This window comes from Arthrobacter agilis (genome assembly GCF_006494655.1).
Classification (GTDB): domain Bacteria; phylum Actinomycetota; class Actinomycetes; order Actinomycetales; family Micrococcaceae; genus Arthrobacter_D; species Arthrobacter_D agilis.
The window spans coordinates 272,691-290,647 of sequence record NZ_VHIM01000001.1; the positions used below are offsets into that span (position 1 = coordinate 272,691).

Consider the following 17,957-nt stretch of genomic DNA (forward strand, 5'->3'; position numbering starts at 1 on the left):
TCCTCGACGTCGGGCGGGGTCGCGCGCCCGGTGCTTTCGGGGTGGGCTCCGCCGGGCAGGTCCGTGGGCGTGGTGTCGTCTGGCTGATTCACGGCTCAAGCCTAGCTGTCACGGCCGGTCCGGCTGCCCGGTCCTGCCCGGCACCGCCGGTAGCATGACAGGGTGAGCCACACCGCCGTCCGACCGCGAGGGAGCGTCCCCGGCGACGGCGGTTTCTGGATCCTCCCGCCCGGCCGCGCCTTCTCGCTCGACGCCCTCACTCTCCGCCTGCTCGGCGCGGCATCGCCGGGCGGCCCACTTCGCTGGATCCTCCCCCTCGCGATGGCCGTGATCGGCGGGCTCCTGCGCTTCGTACGGCTCGGCGAGCCGGGCTCGCTCGTGTTCGACGAGACGTACTACGTCAAGGACGCCTACTCGATGCTGCAGTCGGGCTACGAGCGGGAATGGCCCGAGGACGCCAACGACTCGTTCAACGCCGGCACCCCGGATGTCCTGCTGGACACGCCCAACTACGTGGTGCATCCGCCGGTCGGCAAGTGGATGATCGCCTTCGGGATGCTGCTCTTCGGCTCGGACAACAGCTTCGGCTGGCGCTTCTCCGCCGCCCTCGTGGGCACGCTCTCGGTCCTGCTGCTCGCGTTCGTCGCCCAGCGCCTGTTCGGCTCGCCCCTCCTGGGCGCGGCGGCCGGGCTCCTCCTTGCGATCGACGGCCATCACCTCGTCGAGTCCCGGACGTCCCTGCTCGACATCTTCCTGAGTTTCTGGCTCCTCGCGTCCTTCGCAGCGCTCCTGCTCGATCGCGACGACGGCCGCCGTCGGCTGGCCCGCCGGCTCGCACGGCTCGCGGACAGGGGCGACGGCGGCATCCCCTCGACATCGGCCCTGGCCTACGGTCCGTTCCTCGGGCTCCGGCCGTGGCGGCTGGCTGCAGGCGTCTGCCTGGGGCTGGCGCTCGGCACCAAATGGTCGGCGCTGCCGTTCATCGCAGCCTTCGGCCTGCTGACCGTCGCCTGGGACATGAGTGCCCGGCGCATCGCCGGCGTGCACCACTGGGTCCTGGGCGGCGCCGTGAAGGACGGCCTGCTCGCCTTCGTCGCCGTCGTCCCCGTGGCGCTGCTGACGTACCTCGCGACGTGGACAGGCTGGTTCCTCTCCGAGGACGCCTATGACCGGGCGTGGGCGGAGCAGAACCCGTCGGACTCCTGGGGATGGCTCCCGGAGGCGCTGCGGTCGCTGGCCGAATACCACCGGAGCGCCTACACCTTCCACCAGGGGCTCGGCTCCGACCACCCCTACGAAGCCAGCGCCTGGTCCTGGCTCGTGATGGGGCGGCCCACGTCGTTCTACTACGAGAAGCCCTCCGGCTGCGGAACCGACGCCTGCTCGCAGGCCGTGACCGTGCTCGGCAATCCCCTCATCTGGTGGAGCGCCGCACTCTCGCTGCTCGTCCTCCTGTTCTGCTGGATCGGGCGCCGCGACTGGCGAGCCGCAGTGATCCTGACGGGTGTCGCCGCAGGCTACCTCCCCTGGTTCCTCTACCCGGAGCGCACCACGTTCTACTTCTACGCTGTGGCGTTCGAGCCGTACCTCGTCCTCTCGCTCGTGTACTCCCTCGGCCTCGTGCTGGGCCGCCCCGACGCGAGCCGGGGGCGGAGACGCCGGGGTATCGTGCTGGTGGGGATCTTCCTGGCTGCCGCCGTCGCGCTCTCGGCCTACTTCCTGCCCATCTGGACGGCCGAGATCATCCCCTACGAGCAGTGGCGCATGCGCATGTGGCTGCCGAGCTGGATCTAGTCCGGCTCACGAATCCCTCGGAACGAAAGCGAGCACCGGTGCGCGAAGCCATCACGGAACTCCTGGTCGACCTCCCGTCCACCAGCAACATCACGGACCTCCTCCTCCGGACGCACGACGCCGATCCGCAGCGGGCGCTGTACGCCCTGCGGTCCGGGAGTGGCTGGAAGGACCTCTCCGCGGCAGCCTTCCTGCAGCAGGTCTCGGCTCTCGCGAAGGGCCTCATCGCCCAGGGGGTCCGTCCCGGCGACGCCGTCGCCGTCCTGTCCGCGACGCGGTACGAGTGGACCCTCGCCGACGTCGCCATCTGGTTCGCCGGCGCCGTCACCGTGCCCATCTACGAGACGTCCTCCGCGCACCAGGTGGCCTGGATCCTCGAGGACGCCCAGCCCGGCGTCGTGCTCGTCGAGAATGCCGGCAAGGCGGAGATCGTCCTCGACGCCGCAGGCCGCGCCGGCCGCCTCGACACGACCGCCGTCGTCCTCCTGACGCGCGCTCCCCAGGAGGGGGTCTCGACCCTCGCCTCCCTCGAGGACGCCGGTGCTGACGTCACCGACGAGCGGCTGGCGGCTGCCCGCACCTCGCGTGTGCTCGCCGACGCCGCGTCCATCGTGTACACCTCGGGCACCACGGGCCGCCCGAAGGGCTGCGTCATCACGCACGCCAACTTCGCGTTCTTCGCGGTCAACACCCTCGACTTCCTGCCCGAGTTCCTGAAGCAGGAGAACGCGCGCACCCTGATGTTCCTTCCCCTGGCGCACGTCCTCGCACGCGCGGTCCAGGTGGTCTGCTTCACCGGCGGCATCACGCTCGCGCATTCCGGCTCCGCATCGCAGCTGCTCGAGGACCTCCAGACGTTCCGCCCGACCTTTCTCCTGGCCGTGCCGCGCATCTTCGAGAAGATCCACGCGACCGCCGGACAGCGCGCGGCCGACGCCGGCAAGGGCCGCCTCTTCGGCGCCGCCGAGCGCACCGCCGTCGCCTACTCCCGCGCCGTCGACGCGAGGGGACGCGGCGGCCGGGGGCCCTCCCCCGCCCTGCGCGCCGCACACTCCCTGTTCGATCGCCTCGTGTACCCGCGGCTTCGCGCCGTGTTCGGCGGCGAGGTCACCTACACCGTGTCTGGCGCCAGTCCGCTGAGCCCGCACCTCGCCCACTTCTTCCGCGGGGCGGGCATCATGATCCAGGAGGGCTACGGCCTCACCGAGAGCACCGCGCCGTGCACCGTGAACACCGTGGCGCTCACCCGGGTGGGCTCCGTCGGCATCCCGATGCCCGGCACGAGCATCAGGCTCGACGACGACGGCGAGGTGCTGGCCCGGGGAACAAGCATCTTCGCCGGGTACCACCGCAACGAGTCCGCGACCGCCGAGGCCTTCACCGCCGACGGCTACTTCCGCACGGGCGACCTCGGCACCCTCGACGAGGACGGCTTCCTCACGATCACGGGCCGCAAGAAGGATCTCCTGGTGACGGCCGGCGGCAAGAACGTCGCGCCCGGCCCCCTCGAGGAGAAGCTGCGCGAGAGCCCGCTCGTGTCGCAGGCCGTGGTCGTGGGCGAGGGCAGGCCGTTCATCGGCGCGCTCCTCAGCCTCGACCGGGAGGCACTGGCGCCGTGGAGTGCCGCGCACGCGAAACCGGGTCTGACCATCGGGCAGGCGGCGCGGGACGCCGATGTCCTGGCCGAGCTGCAGACGGCGGTCGACACCGCCAACGCGACGGTGTCCCGCGCGGAACAGATCCGCCGGTTCACGGTTCTCGACGTCGAGTTCACGGTGGAGTCCGGGCACCTGACGCCGACGCTGAAGCTGAAACGGTCCGCCGTCGTCGCCGACCACGCGGCGGCGCTCGACGAGCTCTACGGGAGGCGCTGACCCTCCCGCCGGTGGCAGCCCGGCTCGGCGCGTCAGACCCGCGGCAGACCCCCGCCGGGTCTGGCAGCCCGGCTCGGCGCGTCAGACCCGCGGCAGACCCCCGCCGGGTCTGGCAGCCCGGCTCGGCGCGTCAAACCCGCGGCAGACCCCCGCCGGGTCTGGCAGCCCGGCTCGGCGCGTCAAACCCGCGGCAGCGCGTCATACTCGCGGCAGTCGGCGAGGCCCGCACTGCAGACCCGCGGCAGCGTGTCAGACCCGCGGTAGCGCCCCACCGGGTCTGGCAGCCCGGCTCGGCGCGTCCCGGATCGAAGGAGTGCTAGGAGGCCTCCAGCGCCCTGCGGTAGCGGACCTCGGCGGCTTCCTGCGCCAGCATCGACCGCTCACGCCGCGCCTTCGTCGGCCAGGTGGCGATCAGCGTGAGGATGGTCGCGCCCAGCACCAGCACCGCGATGGTGATCGCGGAGTCGGTCCAGAACTGCTCGGGGAAGAGCCGGATCAGGGTGTCGTCCACCCGGAAGGTCCAGGTTCCGTCGGCGAAGAACAGCGCGTGCACCTGGGTGAAGAAGGTCTCCCAGCCGATGACGGCGAGCACCGTGAGCGCGACCATACCCACCAGCGTCAGCACGGCCCCCGCGAACAGGGCACGCCTGATGCCGCCCTTGTAGCGCCGGGCGAGGTAGATGCACGAGAGCACGGCGAGGACGAAGAGCACCAGCGCGATGAAGAAGGACAGACCGAGGACGCCCTTCACGTCCGCCATGTGCCCGACCTCCGAGTCGAGGAACAGCGGCTCACCCTCGGGCGTCACCAGCCCGCCCAGGTAGCGCGGTGGCGCGAAGTTCAGGACGTAGTCCAGCGCATAGGAGCCGTACGTCATGCGATCGTCCAGCGAAAATCCGAACTGATCGGCCGGGAAACCGGGCCGGTGGTACTCGAACCACAGGAACGACGACGTCGCCACGGCACGCACCGCAGCCGCGACCACGATGACCGGGAAGAAGAGCGCGACGACGACCTGAAGGAACCGTGCCGGCGCGGGCTTCGCCGAGAACGCGTTGTCCCGCACGGCAGCCCGCCGGGCCACGTCCTCGTCCGACGGACGCACCGAGAGGGCTCCCGTGTCGGTCGCGGGCTCGCGGGCGGGCGCTGCGCTTTCGCGGGACGCGACGACGCCGTCCGACGACCGCCTGTCCGATGCTCCTGCAGCAGCGGCTCCTGCCGGCACGCCGCCGGCGGGGCCGCCGGCGGCGGTCCTCCCCACGGAATCCGGTGCCTGCGGCGTACTGCCGTGATGGCCGTCCTCGGCGGAGTGGACCGGCTCGTGGGAGGAGTCGGCCGGCTCATCGGACGAGTGGGCCGGCTCGTTGGAGGAGTCGGCCGCCGAAGGTGCAGCGAGGAGCCCGGTTTCCGGCTGCGGGCCGTCCGCCGTTACCGCGTGCGCTCCACTCCCGGGGACGCCCTCGCGCTCATCAGCGGTTCGCTCGTCCGCGGTCGGCTCTTCCGCGGTGGGACCATCAGCGGTGAAACCGTCATCAGTGGAACCACCAGCCGCCTCGCCGGCGCGGGACGATGGATCAAATGAATCAGACGAACCGGCGGAATCATCAGCGGCATCGGCGGGGACTGCCTGGCCCCCGAACGGCTGCTCCCCGTCGCGAGGGGAGTCGTCCCCGGTGGTCGGACGGTCGCTGTCTTTGTGTACCACGCGCTATCTCCTCATCAGCTGCACACCGGTGCCTGCCCGGCGTCTTCCGACCATACCCGCACGGGCTGCACCCGGCTCGGCGACTCCCCGGAGACCCGGTCGTCACGCGATGATGCTGCCGCTCAGGCGGTGATGTCCGAGTGTCCGCGGTCGACGACGTCGAGGTCCCCTCGGTGCCCGGCGGCCACGGCACGCCGGCCGAGCACCAGGGTGTAGATCCAATAGGCGGCGAACACCAGGAAACCGATGGTCAGGCGCAGCCAGGGCGGCAGCCCGCTCGGGGTGACGAAGCCCTCCACCAGACCCGAGACGAGGAGTACCAGCACCAGTCCCAGGGCGACTGTGATCAGGGCGCGCCCCTCCTCGGCCAGGGCCACGGAGCGGGACCGCCGTCCGGGCGCCACCCACGCCCAGAAGATGCGGAGCCCCGCGGCGGTCGCGATGAAGATGGCGGTGAGTTCCATAAAGCCGTGCGGCAGGATGTAGACGAAGAAGACGTCGAGGCGGTCGTAGGAGGCCATCATGCCGGCCACCAGTCCGATCCCCTGCGCGTTCTGGTACAGGATGAACGCGGGCCAGATGCCTGTGACGCCGAAGGCGACGGCCTGCAGGGCGATCCACGCGTTGTTCGTCCAGACCAGCCCGGCGAAGGACGCCGCGGGGTTCTCCGAGTAGTAGTCGACGAAGTCCTCCTCCACGAAGGCGCGCAGCTCCTCGTCCGTACCGAGCGCCGGGATGGCGCCCGGCGTGCTCGTCACCCAGGAGGCATAGAGCCATGCCACGGCGACGAAAAGGAGCCCGACGGCGACCGTCAGCCAGCGGATGCGGTAGAAGGCGGCGGGAAGGGAGAGCACGAAGAACTGGGCCATGTCCTCCATGACATTGGAGCGTGCGCCGGTGAAGCGCGTGCGCGCCCGCGAGAGGCGCGTGGACAGTGCCCCGGACAGTGCGCTCTCGGGGTCCACCGAGCGGATGATGGACAGATGGGTGGAGACGCGCTGATAGAGCACCAGCAGTTCGTCCGACTCCGCGCCGTCGAGGCGCCGCCGTCGAACGAGGTCGTCCAGCCGTTGCCAGTCCCCGCGATGCACGGCGATGAAAGCATCCACATCCATGCGTTCACCCTATAGTCACGGCAGGCGGCGGCGACCGACCGATGGACGTGCGGATCGCGTCGACACGGACCTGCGCCGAAGCGGAGCGTGAGGGCCCGGACACGCCGTGCCCGGCACTACGCTGGGTGGAGGCGCGCCGGCCTACCGTCGAGCCGGTCCGTCGTCGAACAGGGGGAGAACGGATGAGCTCGATCGTCACCGGTGAGGCCGTCGTCCTCGAGCTCAAACCGGCAGGCTTCGCCGCGCGGGGCCTGAGCATCATCATCGACATCGTCGCGCAGATCGTCCTGACCGTGCTGCTCGTCCTCCTGGTCGGCGATGTCTTCGGCGATGTCTTCGGCGGGGTCCTCGACGAAGCCCTGACCACCGCCCTCCTGCTCGTGCTGGTCGTCCTGGTCCTCGTCGTCGTCCCGGTGACAGTGGAGACCCTCACCCGCGGGAAGTCGCTGGGCCGTCTCGTCATGGGGCTGCGGATCGTGCGCGACGACGGCGGAGCCATCCGCTTCCGGCATGCCTTCATCCGCGGCATGCTCGCGATCCTCGAGATCTACCTGCTCGGCGGCTCCCTCGCGTTCCTCGTCTCGCTGTTCAACGAGCGGTCCAAGCGCCTCGGGGACCTCCTGGCGGGAACCTACGCCATGCGGGAACGCGTGGTCGCGAGGCCGCGGGCGCTGGCCGTCATGCCGCCGGGACTGCGGCAGTGGTCCGAAACCGCCGACATCGGGCGTCTGCCGGATGCGCTCGCGCGCCGCATGTCCCAGTTCCTGTCCCAGGCCCCGAAACTGACACCGCTGGCACGGCACACGCTCGCCCTGGACCTCGCCGCCGAGGCCAGCCACCACGTCTCCCCCGCACCGCCCACGGACACCCATCCGGAGGAGTTCGTGCACGCCGTCATCGCGGCGCGCAGGGATCGGGACTATTCCTCCATGATGCGCCAGCGGGAACGGACCGAGGCGACGGCGAGAAGGGTGCACACGCTGCCGTTCAGCTAGCGCGCGGACCGTTCCGATGCCGCCGTGGCTAATACCTACGGCTGATTGACCCACTCGGTCCAGGGGACGTTCCAGTCGCCGAAACCGTCCCAGACGTACATGGGCCCGTAGTCGGTGTTGAGGATCTGCACCACGTCACCGGGGCCGAAGGTGTTGTAGAAGTACTCGGCACCCTCGGGGGACATACCGATGCAGCCGTGCGAGACGTTGACGTTGCCGAGTGCCACCTGCGCCGCAGGAAGGGCCTCGTGGACGAAGGCTCCACCGTTGCTGAGCCGACTGGCATGGTTGACGACGGTCGGCGGGTAGTAGGCGGGGTCCCCCGGCTCGAGTCCGATCGACTCGGCCCTGAATCGGGTGGACTCGTAGTGCTCCATGACCACCATGTACCCCTCGGTCGAGGGCCATTCGTCCGTCCCGAGGGTCACGGGGAAGGTGCGGTCGAGCTTCCCGTCCAGATAGACCTCCATCGTCTTCGTCGCGTTGTCGACGACGGCGAGGCGCGTGTTGTGGGTCTGGACGGTCATGGTCCGGTCGAAGTTACCGATCATCCCGTTGCCGTAGTCCACGCCGAAGAGATCGACGTCCACCGTGATGGTGCTGTTCGGAGCCCAGAACGTCTCCGGCCGGTAGCGCACCGTCGTGTCCGTCAGCCAGTAGAACGCGCCGGGCTGGCCGCTGGTGCTCGTGACCGTGATGGCTCCCTCCACGGCGTCGCGATCCACGACCGGCTCGCTGAAGGTGAATTCGAGCGGCTGGCCCGTCCCCACGGTGCTGCCGTCGAGTGGGAACATGGCGGCGTCGGCCTCGTTGGCAGGCTCGACGGTCGAGAAGGTCGAGGTCCCGCTCCGGTCCTGTCCCGCGGAGTCGCGCGCGGCATAGGAGAGGACATACTCGGTGTTGAACGCGAGGCGCTCGGTCGCCGTCCAGGCCGTACCGTCGTCGGACAGCTCGCCCGCAACCGCCGTGCCGCCCGCGCGGGGCACGAGCTCGACGGCGTCCAGCGTGGCCCCTGTCACCGTGACCGCGGCCGCGGTAGCCGGGTTGACGCCGAAGGCCCCGTTCGTGGGCATCAGCCCCACGGAGTAGTCCTCGGCCGGCGCAGTCCTGATCGGCGTCGGTCTCGGCGTCGGTTCGGGGGCTTCGCTCGCCGAGGTGGCAGGCCGGGGCGCCGCTGCGGGCGACGACGTCGCCGGTTCCTGCGCCTGGTTCTCCCACGGTGACGCCGTGGCGATCCCTACTCCTCCGGCGACGACGACGATGGCCGCGGTGCCGATGGCTGCGATCGTCCAGCCCTTCCGGCGCGGCGCGGCTGCGCTCGACTCCTGCTTCATCCGCATGCCTCCAGCCCCTTGGTGTTGCTGCCCGTGAGCGATGTTACGGGACGGCGCAGCCCACGAACCGCAGGCACGAAGCCGATTCCACAACGATTCGGCCGCTGCCCGGACTCCTTGCGGAGCGGGCAGCGGCCCGACCGCTCGGGCCTAGTAGCGGTACTGGTCCGACTTGTACGGCCCGGCCACGTCGATGTCGAGGTACTCCGCCTGGCCCTTGCTCAGCTCGGTGAGTTCGAGGCCGAGGGCGTCCAGGTGCAGGCGCGCCACCTTCTCGTCGAGGATCTTGGGCAGGACGTAGACCTCGTTCTCGTACTCGCGGTTGCCCTCGGCGTCGTCCTGCTCGAACTTCGTGTAGAGCTCGATCTGGGCGATCGTCTGGTTCGCGAACGAGTTGCTCATGACGAACGAGGGGTGTCCCGTGGCGTTGCCGAGGTTCAGGAGGCGCCCCTCGGACAGCATGATGACGGAGTGCTGGGCGACGCCCTCGGCCCCGTTCGCGGGAATGACCCACTCGTGGACCTGCGGCTTGATCTCGATCTTCTCGACGCCCGGGATGCGGGCGAGGCCGGCGATGTCGATCTCGTTGTCGAAGTGGCCGATGTTCCCGACGATGGCCTGGTGCTTCATGCCGGCCATGTGGCGCGCCATGATGACGTCCTTGTTGCCGGTGGTGGTGATGAAGAGGTCTCCCTGGTCGAGCACCTTCTCGAGCGTGGTCACCTGGTAGCCGTCCATGGCGGCCTGCAGCGCGCAGATCGGGTCGATCTCCGTGACGATGACGCGGGCGCCCTGGCCCCGCAGCGCTTCGGCCGCGCCCTTGCCGACGTCGCCGTACCCGCAGACGACGGCGACCTTGCCACCGATCAGCACGTCCGTGGCGCGGTTGAGGCCGTCCGGCAGCGAGTGGCGGATGCCGTACTTGTTGTCGAACTTCGACTTGGTGACGGAGTCGTTGACGTTGATCGCCGGGAACAGGAGCTTGCCCTGTGCCGCGAGCTGGTAGAGGCGGTGGACGCCCGTCGTCGTCTCCTCGGTGACACCCTTGATGCCGGCGGCGATCGTGGTCCACTTCTGCGGTTCGGTACCGATCGTGGAACGGAGGGTGTCGAGGAAGACCGTGTACTCGTGCGAGTAGTCGGCGTCGCCCTCCTCGGGGTTCGCCGGCACGGAGCCGAGCGCCTCGAACTCGGCACCCTTGTGGACCAGCATGGTGGCGTCCCCGCCGTCGTCGAGGATCATGTTGGGGCCGAGCCCCTCGGCCTGGCCGGGCCAGGTGAGGATCTGCGTGGCGGTCCACCAGTAGTCCTCGAGGGTCTCGTTCTTCCACGCGAAGACGGGGACGCCTGCGGGCTCGTCGACGGTCCCCGCTCCGACCACGACGGCCGCCGCGGCCTCGTCCTGCGTGGAGAAGATGTTGCAGGATGCCCAGCGGACCTCGGCGCCGAGGGCGGTCAGCGTCTCGATGAGGACGGCCGTCTGGACGGTCATGTGGAGGGAGCCTGCGATGCGGGCGCCGGCGAGAGGCTGCGCGTCCGCGTACTCCTCACGCAAGGCCATCAGCCCCGGCATCTCGTGCTCCGCGAGCCGGATCTGGTGCCGCCCCGCCTCGGCGAGCGAGAGGTCTGCAACTTTGTGGTCGAACGTCATGATCTGCTGTTCCTAGCTGTGGTTCGGACGTGTGCGGGGCCGTGCTGCGCTGTCGGCGCGCACCGAGGTGCGGTCAGGCGCGGGCAGCACCATCGGATGGTTCGGCGCGGAGGAGCACCGGGATGCCTTCGTCGAGTCCATAGGTGAGCGTCTCGCCGTCGGGCCCCGGGGACGACGACGTCAGCACGATGCCGTCCTGCGTGAGCTTCGCGCCGGTGACGGGGCAGCGGAGGACGTCGAGCAGCTGTACTGGGAGATTCGCCATGGATCAGCTTTCGCTCGGGGGGTGGGCTACCTGCCCCAGTCTACCGTGGGGGCCCTGTGCACCCTGAATCGGTGGGCTTTTCCGAGGGGTTGCCGAAGCGCCTGTCAGGGGTCGCGCAGGATTCGCAGGTGCCCCCGGCGGGGGCCGGCGCCGGCCGGCGGTTCCATGGGCGCCCGGCTGCCACGCTGCGCGGGAGGCGCCTGCTCCGGCGCGGGCTCGGCCGCGGCTTCCCGGACGGCATCGGCGAGCGCCAGGAGGTCGTCGGAGTTGTGCTCGGGTACCGCGTCGGGAAGCGTGAGGCGCACCACTTCCCAGCCCCGGGGGACGGTCAGCCGTTCCGCGTGGACGGCGCAGAGATCGTAGGTGTGCGGCTCGGCGTACGTGGCCAGGGGTCCGAGGACGGCCGTGGAGTCGCCGTAGACATAGGTGAGCGTGGCTACCGCCGGCCGCTGGCAGGCTGATCTGGAGCATTGACGGAGTGATCCCACGATCCGCAAGCCTACCGGGCGGAGCCCCCGGAAGCCGCCATCCGGGCCCGTTCGGCAGTGCGTCGGGGAGGGCCGGCGGGACTTCGACGATCCGGCGTGCGGCGGCCGGGCGGAAGGCTTAGAGTCGTCCCATGCACGATGCTTCCAGTTTCACGGTCGACCTGACCGGGTCGTCGTCCTCCGGCGGACGGTCGCGGTCGTTCTACGAGCGGCGACGGAACCGTCACGGTCGCGGGATGCGGGGCGAGCTGCTGCCGCCGCACCTGCCGGGTGCGCGATCGAGGTCGGAGCAGTTCGACGACTGGGTGATGGAATCCGCGCAGCGGCTCGAACGCCTGTGGGGCGAGAAGATCCAGGACCTGCAGATCGTGGTCCAGGAGATCCCCGACGGTCTCGAGGAGCTGACGCCGCAGGCCATGAGGGACCTGCTCGGCTCCTGCACCCCGGCCCTGCCCGGACATCCCGCCGTCATCACGATCTACCGCCATCCGGTTCTCATGGCGGCGCGGGCGCTCATGCCGGTCAACGAACTCGTGCACGACGTCGTCGTGGAACAGACGGCGGAGCTGATGGGCCTCGCTCCGGAAGCCGTGGACCCGGCGTACGGCCGCTCGCAGGCCTGACGCCGGGAGCGCCGGGCGCACGCCGTACGGCGTACGGCGTACGGCGTACAGGCTAGTATCCAAGATCCACCGGGATGGACTGCGGCCCGGTGGCCCCCGCGACGATGCCCACGACGGAGATCCCGGCGGTCCTGCCCCCGAGGGTCAGGGTCTGGGCTCCGTACACGGGGTCTCCCGTGGCGTCGACGATCACGGCAGCCGGAGCGCCCTCGAACGACGACGCCGGCACGGTCACCGACGTACCGCCCGCAATGCCGATCATCAGCGGTTCCCCGAGGACCCCCTTCGGGGAGACGGGGGTCAGGCTGACCTCGGCGCGACCCGAAGGCGCTCCGAGCACGATCGAGGTGTCGACGCCTTCGGCGAGGGCGATGGCGTGGTCGCTGCCGAGACGCACGGTGGACGGGGCTCCCGCCAGGTCGACCGGCTTGCCGTCGTCGAGCCCCCGGGTGACGCGCGCGGAGGCGACGACCGAGACGTCGGAGGTCACCGCGACGGTGTAGTTCCCTTCCGGCAAGCCGGCCAGGGAGATGGGCGTCACGGCGCCCGCGGTCGCCGTCGCCACACCGCCGTCCGGAAGCTCGACCTCGCCACCCGCTCCGTAGACGCTGATGTCCAGGACGGCGTCGCTGGAGCCCGGCACCAGCACCTGGAGCTCGGGAGACGCGGCGTCGTACCCCTTCTGCTCCCGAACGCTCCGGGCCGTGGCGGCGTCCTGGATCACGACGCCGGGCACCACCTGCGTGACGCCGGGCATCGCCCCCGGGGACAGCACCTCGACGCCCCCGGGGGTCAGGCCGCGCAGCACACTCTGCTGGACGAAGGCGGCGATGCGCCCGCCGTCGCTGCGCACCCGGATGCCCACCTGCTCCTGTTCCCCGGCGAGGCCCGCCAGGACGATCTGCCGGGTCGCCCCGGGAGCAACCAGCTGATCACGCAGACCGGCGGCCTCGATCCGGCCGTCCGGTCCGTACAGCTCGAGCACCACGGTCGCGGGAGTGCCGGTCGGGTTGGTGAGCGTGAGGATGGATGTCTGTCCGAGCGAGGTGGACGCCCCGAGCAGCCAGAGATCACTCGACGGCACCTGGCACCCGGTCGCGGCGAGGCCACGGAGATCGCCATCGGTGGCCGTGTAACCGACCGTCGCGGCGGCCACGGGTGTGAGCCCGCCCTGGGGCTGGGCCCGGAAGAGCGATGCGGCATCGACGGCAACGCCACGCGCCACCCCCGCTGTACGGGTGGTGAGTCCGTCGGTGCCGCTGCTGGCGGGCTCCTCACCGGCGAGCGATGCCTCGGGCGCGAACGCCTGGAGCAACGCCAGCGGCTCGTCGCTGCCGACGGGCAGCAGCCCGCTGCCGGTGAGGGAGCCGCTGAGATCACTGAGAACCATGCCGGACACCCGTGTGCGCGCGGACGCGGACGCCGGACTGAACGCGGGATCCGATCCCTCAACCGCGGCCTCGAGCAGGCGCGGTGGTGCCGGGCAGACCGCCGTGTAGTCACCCGCGGGGACGGCAGCCGTCGGCACGGAGACGCCGTCCCCGGCCGCCGGCGCGGTCCTGGGCACGGCCCCGGAGGCGATGGCTGCTGTCCCGGCGACGAGGAGGACGCCGGTCGCGGCGCCCGCCACCATCCGGAGTCGGCGTCGCCCGATTCCCGCCCCGGTACCGGCGGCTCTGTCGCGGGCCACGGCGCGGGCTGCGATCCCTGCGTCCGCCGGCGGCGCGTCGGCGGATCCGCCCTGCGAGCCGGACGCGACGGCGTCCTGGGCGGCACCGGCAACGCCCGCCTGCGTCGATGTCCCCTCCGCCGAAGCCTTGTGCCCGCGTCCCCACCTCACGTCGTGCGTCTTCCGCTGGTTCCGATGAGTGGTCGTTCCTCTGGCTGGATCCGCTCCGCCGGGACGAGGTTCCGGGCGGGCGCGTCAGCTCGCGCGGATCGACCCGTGTGCCGCCCCCGACCGACTCCCCCGGGGCGTGCCACCCGGGGCTTCGACGGGAGGGGGATGGCCAGGAGCAGCGTGAGCCCGAGGACGATCACCTGCACGGCCTCCGACCAGGGCTCGTAGGGGCTGACGTAGGAGACCTGGACGGTTCCTCCGCGGCTGGGAAGGGAGAAGGCCTGCTGCCAGCCGTCCGATGCCGCCCCGAGGCGCATCCCGTCCAGGCTCGCCTGCCACCCGGGGTCCGCCTCCTCGGCGAGCACGAGCAGGCGGCCCTCGTCCCCGGCCGGCACGGGCCCGGCTGCGCTGACACCCTCGGAGGGGACCGTCGCCTCGGTCCGGCCCTCGGCGTCGAGCACACGGACGCGGGCGGTCCTGCCGCCGGCGTCCTCCGTGCCGTTGTCGAGGGTGGCGGGTACCACGCGCCAGAGGCGGCCGGCGTCGGTGTCCCCGACGGGGACGAGACCGGGCACGGAATCGATCCGTGCGCTGAGGAAATCTCCCGCTGCCTCGGCCTGCCGCAACACCACGAAGCCGACGCCGAGCTCCCGCAGGTCAGGGCGCGGGTCAGCCCCGGTGGCGCCGACGATGACGGCGACGCCGGTGCGGAGCATGCGGGTCGACTCCCCGTCCTCCTGCCGCATGACGGGCGTCCCGGGCTGGAGCCGGCTTGCCGCGTACAGCGGATTCAGCGCATCGAGCGTGGTTCCCGCGCCGCGTACGAGGGAAGCGCTCACGTTGTCCGCGTCGTCGACCGAGATCACCAGGGTCCGTATACCGTCGGGTCCCGAGCCGCGGTCCGCAGCCGTCGCCGGAAGCGGCCTCGCCGCTGCGGCGGAGAGCTCCACCGCGGTACCGAACGAGGTGGCAGGAGCAGCTTCCGGCGCTTCCTCGACGGCGCTTCCCGGGAGCACGAACGGTTCGGCGGCCACGGCCGGAGGATCGGAGAGCTCAGGAGTGACCCACAGCCCTAGGCTCACCAGGGGCCCGAGGGCGAGAACTGCGCCGCCTGCCACACGGAGGACCCGCAGGCGCGCACGCGGTCCCGGGAACTCCGGGGCTGCTTCCGTGCGTCCCGGCAGCCCGGACAGTGCGGCCGCCAGCAGGCAGAGGGTGATGACGGAGACGATGGGACCGGTGAACGGGGTGACGAGGGAGGTGGACGCCGTGGCAACCGGCAGGAGCGAGGCGGCTGCGCCCAGCAGGAGTGCGGCGGCGGCGAGGAGCCAGAACACCCGCACGGCGGCTGACCGTCCCCGGGGCAGGAACAGGGCCGTCACGGCGAGCAGGACCAGGGGACCGCCGATGACGAGGGCGGCGACGAGCGCCCACGGTCCCTGGCCCAGCGCCTGGGTGGTGGTCAGCGGTACCAGCGGATCGAACGCGACGGGGAACCCGAGCAGCTGCTGCCACGATGCCGCCGGGCTGAAGGCCGTGGGCAGACCGGGATCCCCGAGGAGGCCGCGCGGGGTGCGCACGGCGGAGAGCAGGAAGGGCAGGTGGAGGGCGAGGACAGGGAGGAGGGCCCACCACAGCGTCCTCGCCCGCCGCCGGCCGGCGACGAGTGCGACGGCGAGCGCCACCACGACGTATGGGAGGAGCGAGGGGGCGGCTGCGGTCACGAGGGCGAGGACGAGACCGCTGGCGGCCGCCGCCGTCCAGCTCCTGGCCCCGCCGACGCCCGGCGTGATGATGCCGGCCGGCACGGAGCGCGATCCCAGGGCGCCTCCGACGGCCCGCACCGCGCCGAGCAGCGCCAGGGGAAGCAGGATGTGCGCGATCAGGGCGCCGAGCCGGCCTGAGCCCAGCGCCACCTGCAACGCGGGCGCAGCGCCCCAGGCAAGGGCGGCCCAGAGCCGCAGCCCGCGCGAGCGTGTCAGCGCGCCGGCGGCGAACCAGGCGGACAGACCGGCGAGCGGCAGCGCGCAGACGACGACCACCACCACGGCGCTGTTCCCGGACCCGAGGCCGACGACGGACAGCAGCCAGAGCACGAAGGCGAAGGGACTGCCGTGGGCTGCGAATCCGGTACCGAGCGGACTCCACCAGGAGGTCGCACTGTCCCAGCCGGCTCCCGGTGTGCCGGCGACGGGGATGAGTGCGCCACCGGACAGCGCCTCGGCGCCGATCAGGCGATGCAGGCCGACGAGGGCCGCGGACAGCAGAAGGACGACGGCCGCAACGGCACCGACGCCGACCCAGAGACGGGCGGGGACCGTCAGGGCCACGAAGTCGTCGTGGTTGTCTCCGGAGGGGACGTACTCCTCGACCGCCTGCGAGCCGAGCGGCCCGCCCGTGGCACCGCGCGAGGTGAAGGCGTCGAGCACCGATCTGCGGTGCGACCACACCTCCCGTCGCGGGGTGACGAGCGGCCGGACGATGGAGCGTGGACGCTGCCTGCTGCGCGACGCGGAGCGGCGGGACTGCCAGAGCCGGAAGGGCCGCAGCGCGCCGGTGAAGCTGCCGAGGAACTGGCCCGTGCCGTGCGCGGGGTCCTTGGCCAGCAGGCCGAGCAGCAGGCGACCCACCCCGCCGAGCAGCGCGCCGACGGCGAGGAGGGGTACCTGCCAGGCGGGCGCATGCTTGAGTCTTAGGTACACCTCGGCGGAGCGTGCCGCCCGCGGAGTGGACACCGGGTGCGGCCCGGGGACCGCGTGACGAACGACCGCGCGAGGAACCACCACCACACGGTTCCCGGCGAGTCGGTTCCGCCAGCAGAGGTCGATGTCGTCGCCGACGCCGTGCAGCGCGGGATCGAAACCCCCGAGGTCGTCCCAGACGTCCCGCCGCACCAGCATCCCGGCCGAATTGACCGCGAACACGTCGCTCCGCGCGTCGTACTGCCCCTGGTCGTGCTCGTCGACGTCGATCAGCGTGAGCCGCTCCGCCCACCGGCTGATCGAGAGTCCGACGTCCACGAGTTCGCGGGGGTTCTCCCAGGCGACCTGTTTCGTCCCGGCCACCGTGACGGAGGGCGCCCGCTCGACCGCGTGGAGCAGCTCCGACAGCGCCTCCGGCTCGGGCGCGGCGTCGTCGTGCAGGAGCCAGAGCCAGTCACCGGCGGCAGCCTGGTCGGAGGAGCCGAGCGGGAGGATCTCCGCGACGGCCGTCTGCACGGCAGCGCCGAACCCCGCTCGCGCGGGAGCTCCCACCACCGGACTGCCGATCGCGAGGTGATGCTGCAGGATCTCGGCGGAATCGTCCGTGGACCCGGTGTCGACACCGACGCAGAAGTCAGCCGGGCGGGTCTGGCGTCGGAGGGCTTCCAGCGTGGCGGGAAGATACCGTGCACCGTTGTGGGCTACGACAACGGCAGTGACGCGGACGTTCTGCTGGATCAGACCGCTCGCTTCCGCAATCTGCGGCGCTCGCGCTCGGAGAGGCCACCCCAGATCCCGAATCGCTCGTCGTTCTCCAGCGCGTACTCGAGGCACTCGGAGCGGACCATGCAGGAGCCGCAGACCTTCTTCGCGTCCCGCGTGGAGCCGCCCTTCTCCGGGAAGAAGGCCTCGGGGTCGGTCTGGGCGCAGAGGGAATCGGCCTGCCAGGACAATTCGCCGTCGTCGTCGATGTTCCCGGGGGCGATCGGCAGACCGATCCATGCAGGCTGCGCCGGCGGTGCCGAGAGACTGCGTGTCACTTCCTGCACGCCCGCGAGCTCGGATGCGTCGGGGTCCAGCCGCGGGAGGACGAGCAGACTGCTCGGTCCCTCCTCGACATCGGGCAGGTCGACGAGCGCCTCGTGGGCCGTCAGGAAAGCCGTTGCCTGGTCCTCGAGCGACAGTCGGGTCCCCTCGCGATACCGGTCGGCAGCCGACGGATCCGCCGGGTCGAGGAACCAGTCCGCCGGGACGCCCCTCGAGCCGTAGCGGGCCGAAGCCTGTGCTGCGATGTCTGGTCGTTCCTGTGTGCGCTCTGCCTGCCCCATGGTCAGCCTTCCCGGTGTTGCCGTTCCAACATCAGCATGGGTCGACCCTCGCGCCCCGCTGCTGGAACAAATCCGATGACTAATTACACGGGTGTAAGTCCATCCCGTCAAGCGGCGGAGGGGATCTTATAGAGTCGCTGGAAGACAATCACGAGCGCCACGCCGCGTCGACTACCTGTCTTCGTCGGCGCGTCGCCCGGCCCGTTCCACCGAGAGAAGGACCCGTGCCCCAGTCACCTGTCAC

At 71.1% G+C, this 17,957-nt stretch carries 13 protein-coding genes; 4 read left to right on the plus strand and 9 right to left on the minus strand.

What is annotated here, in order from left to right:
- The first annotated feature begins 162 nt into the window (after positions 1-162).
- The gene (locus FJV46_RS01185; RefSeq protein ID WP_370684702.1) at positions 163-1,794 is read left to right on the plus strand and encodes a dolichyl-phosphate-mannose--protein mannosyltransferase; all 1,632 of its coding nucleotides are present in this window, start codon (positions 163-165) and stop codon (positions 1,792-1,794) included.
- A 38-nt stretch (positions 1,795-1,832) separates the two neighbouring features.
- A complete protein-coding gene (locus FJV46_RS01190) occupies positions 1,833-3,668 on the plus strand; it encodes an AMP-dependent synthetase/ligase (protein WP_087030991.1) in 1,836 nt (611 codons plus the stop codon).
- 316 nt (positions 3,669-3,984) lie between these two features.
- Here FJV46_RS01190 and FJV46_RS01195 read toward each other — a convergent pair whose 3' ends face one another.
- Together FJV46_RS01195 and FJV46_RS01200 are read right to left on the minus strand one after the other, a co-directional pair.
- Entirely contained in the window at positions 3,985-5,373 is a 1,389-nt protein-coding gene (locus FJV46_RS01195) for a TIGR01906 family membrane protein (protein ID WP_232008600.1), read from the minus strand.
- Positions 5,374-5,495: 122 nt separating this feature from the next.
- The gene (locus tag FJV46_RS01200) at positions 5,496-6,488 is read right to left on the minus strand and encodes a stage II sporulation protein M (protein ID WP_087031001.1); all 993 of its coding nucleotides are present in this window, start codon (positions 6,486-6,488) and stop codon (positions 5,496-5,498) included.
- A 182-nt stretch (positions 6,489-6,670) separates the two neighbouring features.
- On the opposite strand from FJV46_RS01200, the gene FJV46_RS01205 reads away from it, so the two are divergent.
- A complete protein-coding gene (locus tag FJV46_RS01205; protein ID WP_087031004.1) occupies positions 6,671-7,483 on the plus strand; it encodes an RDD family protein in 813 nt (270 codons plus the stop codon).
- A 35-nt stretch (positions 7,484-7,518) separates the two neighbouring features.
- Here the strand turns inward: FJV46_RS01205 and FJV46_RS01210 are convergent, their stop codons facing one another.
- The 4 genes from FJV46_RS01210 to FJV46_RS01225 all read right to left on the minus strand — a co-directional run bounded on the left by FJV46_RS01210 (position 7,519) and on the right by FJV46_RS01225 (position 11,220).
- Positions 7,519-8,817, minus strand: a complete 1,299-nt coding sequence (locus tag FJV46_RS01210; protein WP_186336551.1) for a L,D-transpeptidase — start codon at positions 8,815-8,817, stop codon at positions 7,519-7,521.
- A gap of 150 nt (positions 8,818-8,967) precedes the next feature.
- Entirely contained in the window at positions 8,968-10,467 is a 1,500-nt protein-coding gene (ahcY, locus tag FJV46_RS01215) for an adenosylhomocysteinase (RefSeq protein ID WP_087031010.1), read from the minus strand.
- 73 nt (positions 10,468-10,540) lie between these two features.
- Complete coding sequence (locus FJV46_RS01220) at positions 10,541-10,732, minus strand: Trm112 family protein (RefSeq protein WP_087031014.1); 192 nt, start codon at positions 10,730-10,732, stop codon at positions 10,541-10,543.
- 104 nt (positions 10,733-10,836) lie between these two features.
- On the minus strand, positions 10,837-11,220 hold the full coding sequence (locus tag FJV46_RS01225) for a DUF3499 domain-containing protein (protein WP_087031899.1): 384 nt from the start codon (positions 11,218-11,220) through the stop codon (positions 10,837-10,839).
- Between the two features lie 131 nt (positions 11,221-11,351).
- On the opposite strand from FJV46_RS01225, the gene FJV46_RS01230 reads away from it, so the two are divergent.
- A complete protein-coding gene (locus FJV46_RS01230; protein ID WP_087031017.1) occupies positions 11,352-11,843 on the plus strand; it encodes a metallopeptidase family protein in 492 nt (163 codons plus the stop codon).
- 52 nt (positions 11,844-11,895) lie between these two features.
- On the opposite strand, the gene FJV46_RS01235 is transcribed toward FJV46_RS01230, so the two are convergent.
- From FJV46_RS01235 to FJV46_RS01245, 3 genes are read right to left on the minus strand one after another with little or no spacing between them, the layout of a single operon-like run.
- Positions 11,896-13,683 (minus strand): DUF5719 family protein, encoded by a 1,788-nt coding sequence (locus FJV46_RS01235; protein ID WP_087031020.1) that lies wholly within the window; start codon positions 13,681-13,683, stop codon positions 11,896-11,898.
- Positions 13,680-17,144, minus strand: a complete 3,465-nt coding sequence (locus FJV46_RS01240) for a glycosyltransferase family 2 protein (protein WP_306298301.1) — start codon at positions 17,142-17,144, stop codon at positions 13,680-13,682. The genes FJV46_RS01235 and FJV46_RS01240 overlap by 4 nt, the downstream gene beginning before the upstream one ends.
- A complete protein-coding gene (locus FJV46_RS01245; protein WP_087031023.1) occupies positions 17,123-17,713 on the minus strand; it encodes a WhiB family transcriptional regulator in 591 nt (196 codons plus the stop codon). Before FJV46_RS01245 ends, FJV46_RS01240 begins: the two co-directional genes overlap by 22 nt.
- Positions 17,714-17,957 lie beyond the last annotated feature (244 nt).

What these genes read in the sequence shown, in the direction of transcription:
- FJV46_RS01210 (WP_186336551.1), bottom strand. Translation starts at nt 8,817, where the DNA reads ATGAAGCAGGAGTCGAGCGCAGCCGCGCCGCGCCGGAAGGGCTGGACG.
- FJV46_RS01200 (WP_087031001.1), bottom strand. Translation starts at nt 6,488, where the DNA reads ATGGATGTGGATGCTTTCATCGCCGTGCATCGCGGGGACTGGCAACGG.
- FJV46_RS01245 (WP_087031023.1), bottom strand. Translation starts at nt 17,713, where the DNA reads ATGGGGCAGGCAGAGCGCACACAGGAACGACCAGACATCGCAGCACAG.
- FJV46_RS01230 (WP_087031017.1), top strand. Translation starts at nt 11,352, where the DNA reads ATGCACGATGCTTCCAGTTTCACGGTCGACCTGACCGGGTCGTCGTCC.
- FJV46_RS01220 (WP_087031014.1), bottom strand. Translation starts at nt 10,732, where the DNA reads ATGGCGAATCTCCCAGTACAGCTGCTCGACGTCCTCCGCTGCCCCGTC.
- FJV46_RS01205 (WP_087031004.1), top strand. Translation starts at nt 6,671, where the DNA reads ATGAGCTCGATCGTCACCGGTGAGGCCGTCGTCCTCGAGCTCAAACCG.
- ahcY (WP_087031010.1), bottom strand. Translation starts at nt 10,467, where the DNA reads ATGACGTTCGACCACAAAGTTGCAGACCTCTCGCTCGCCGAGGCGGGG.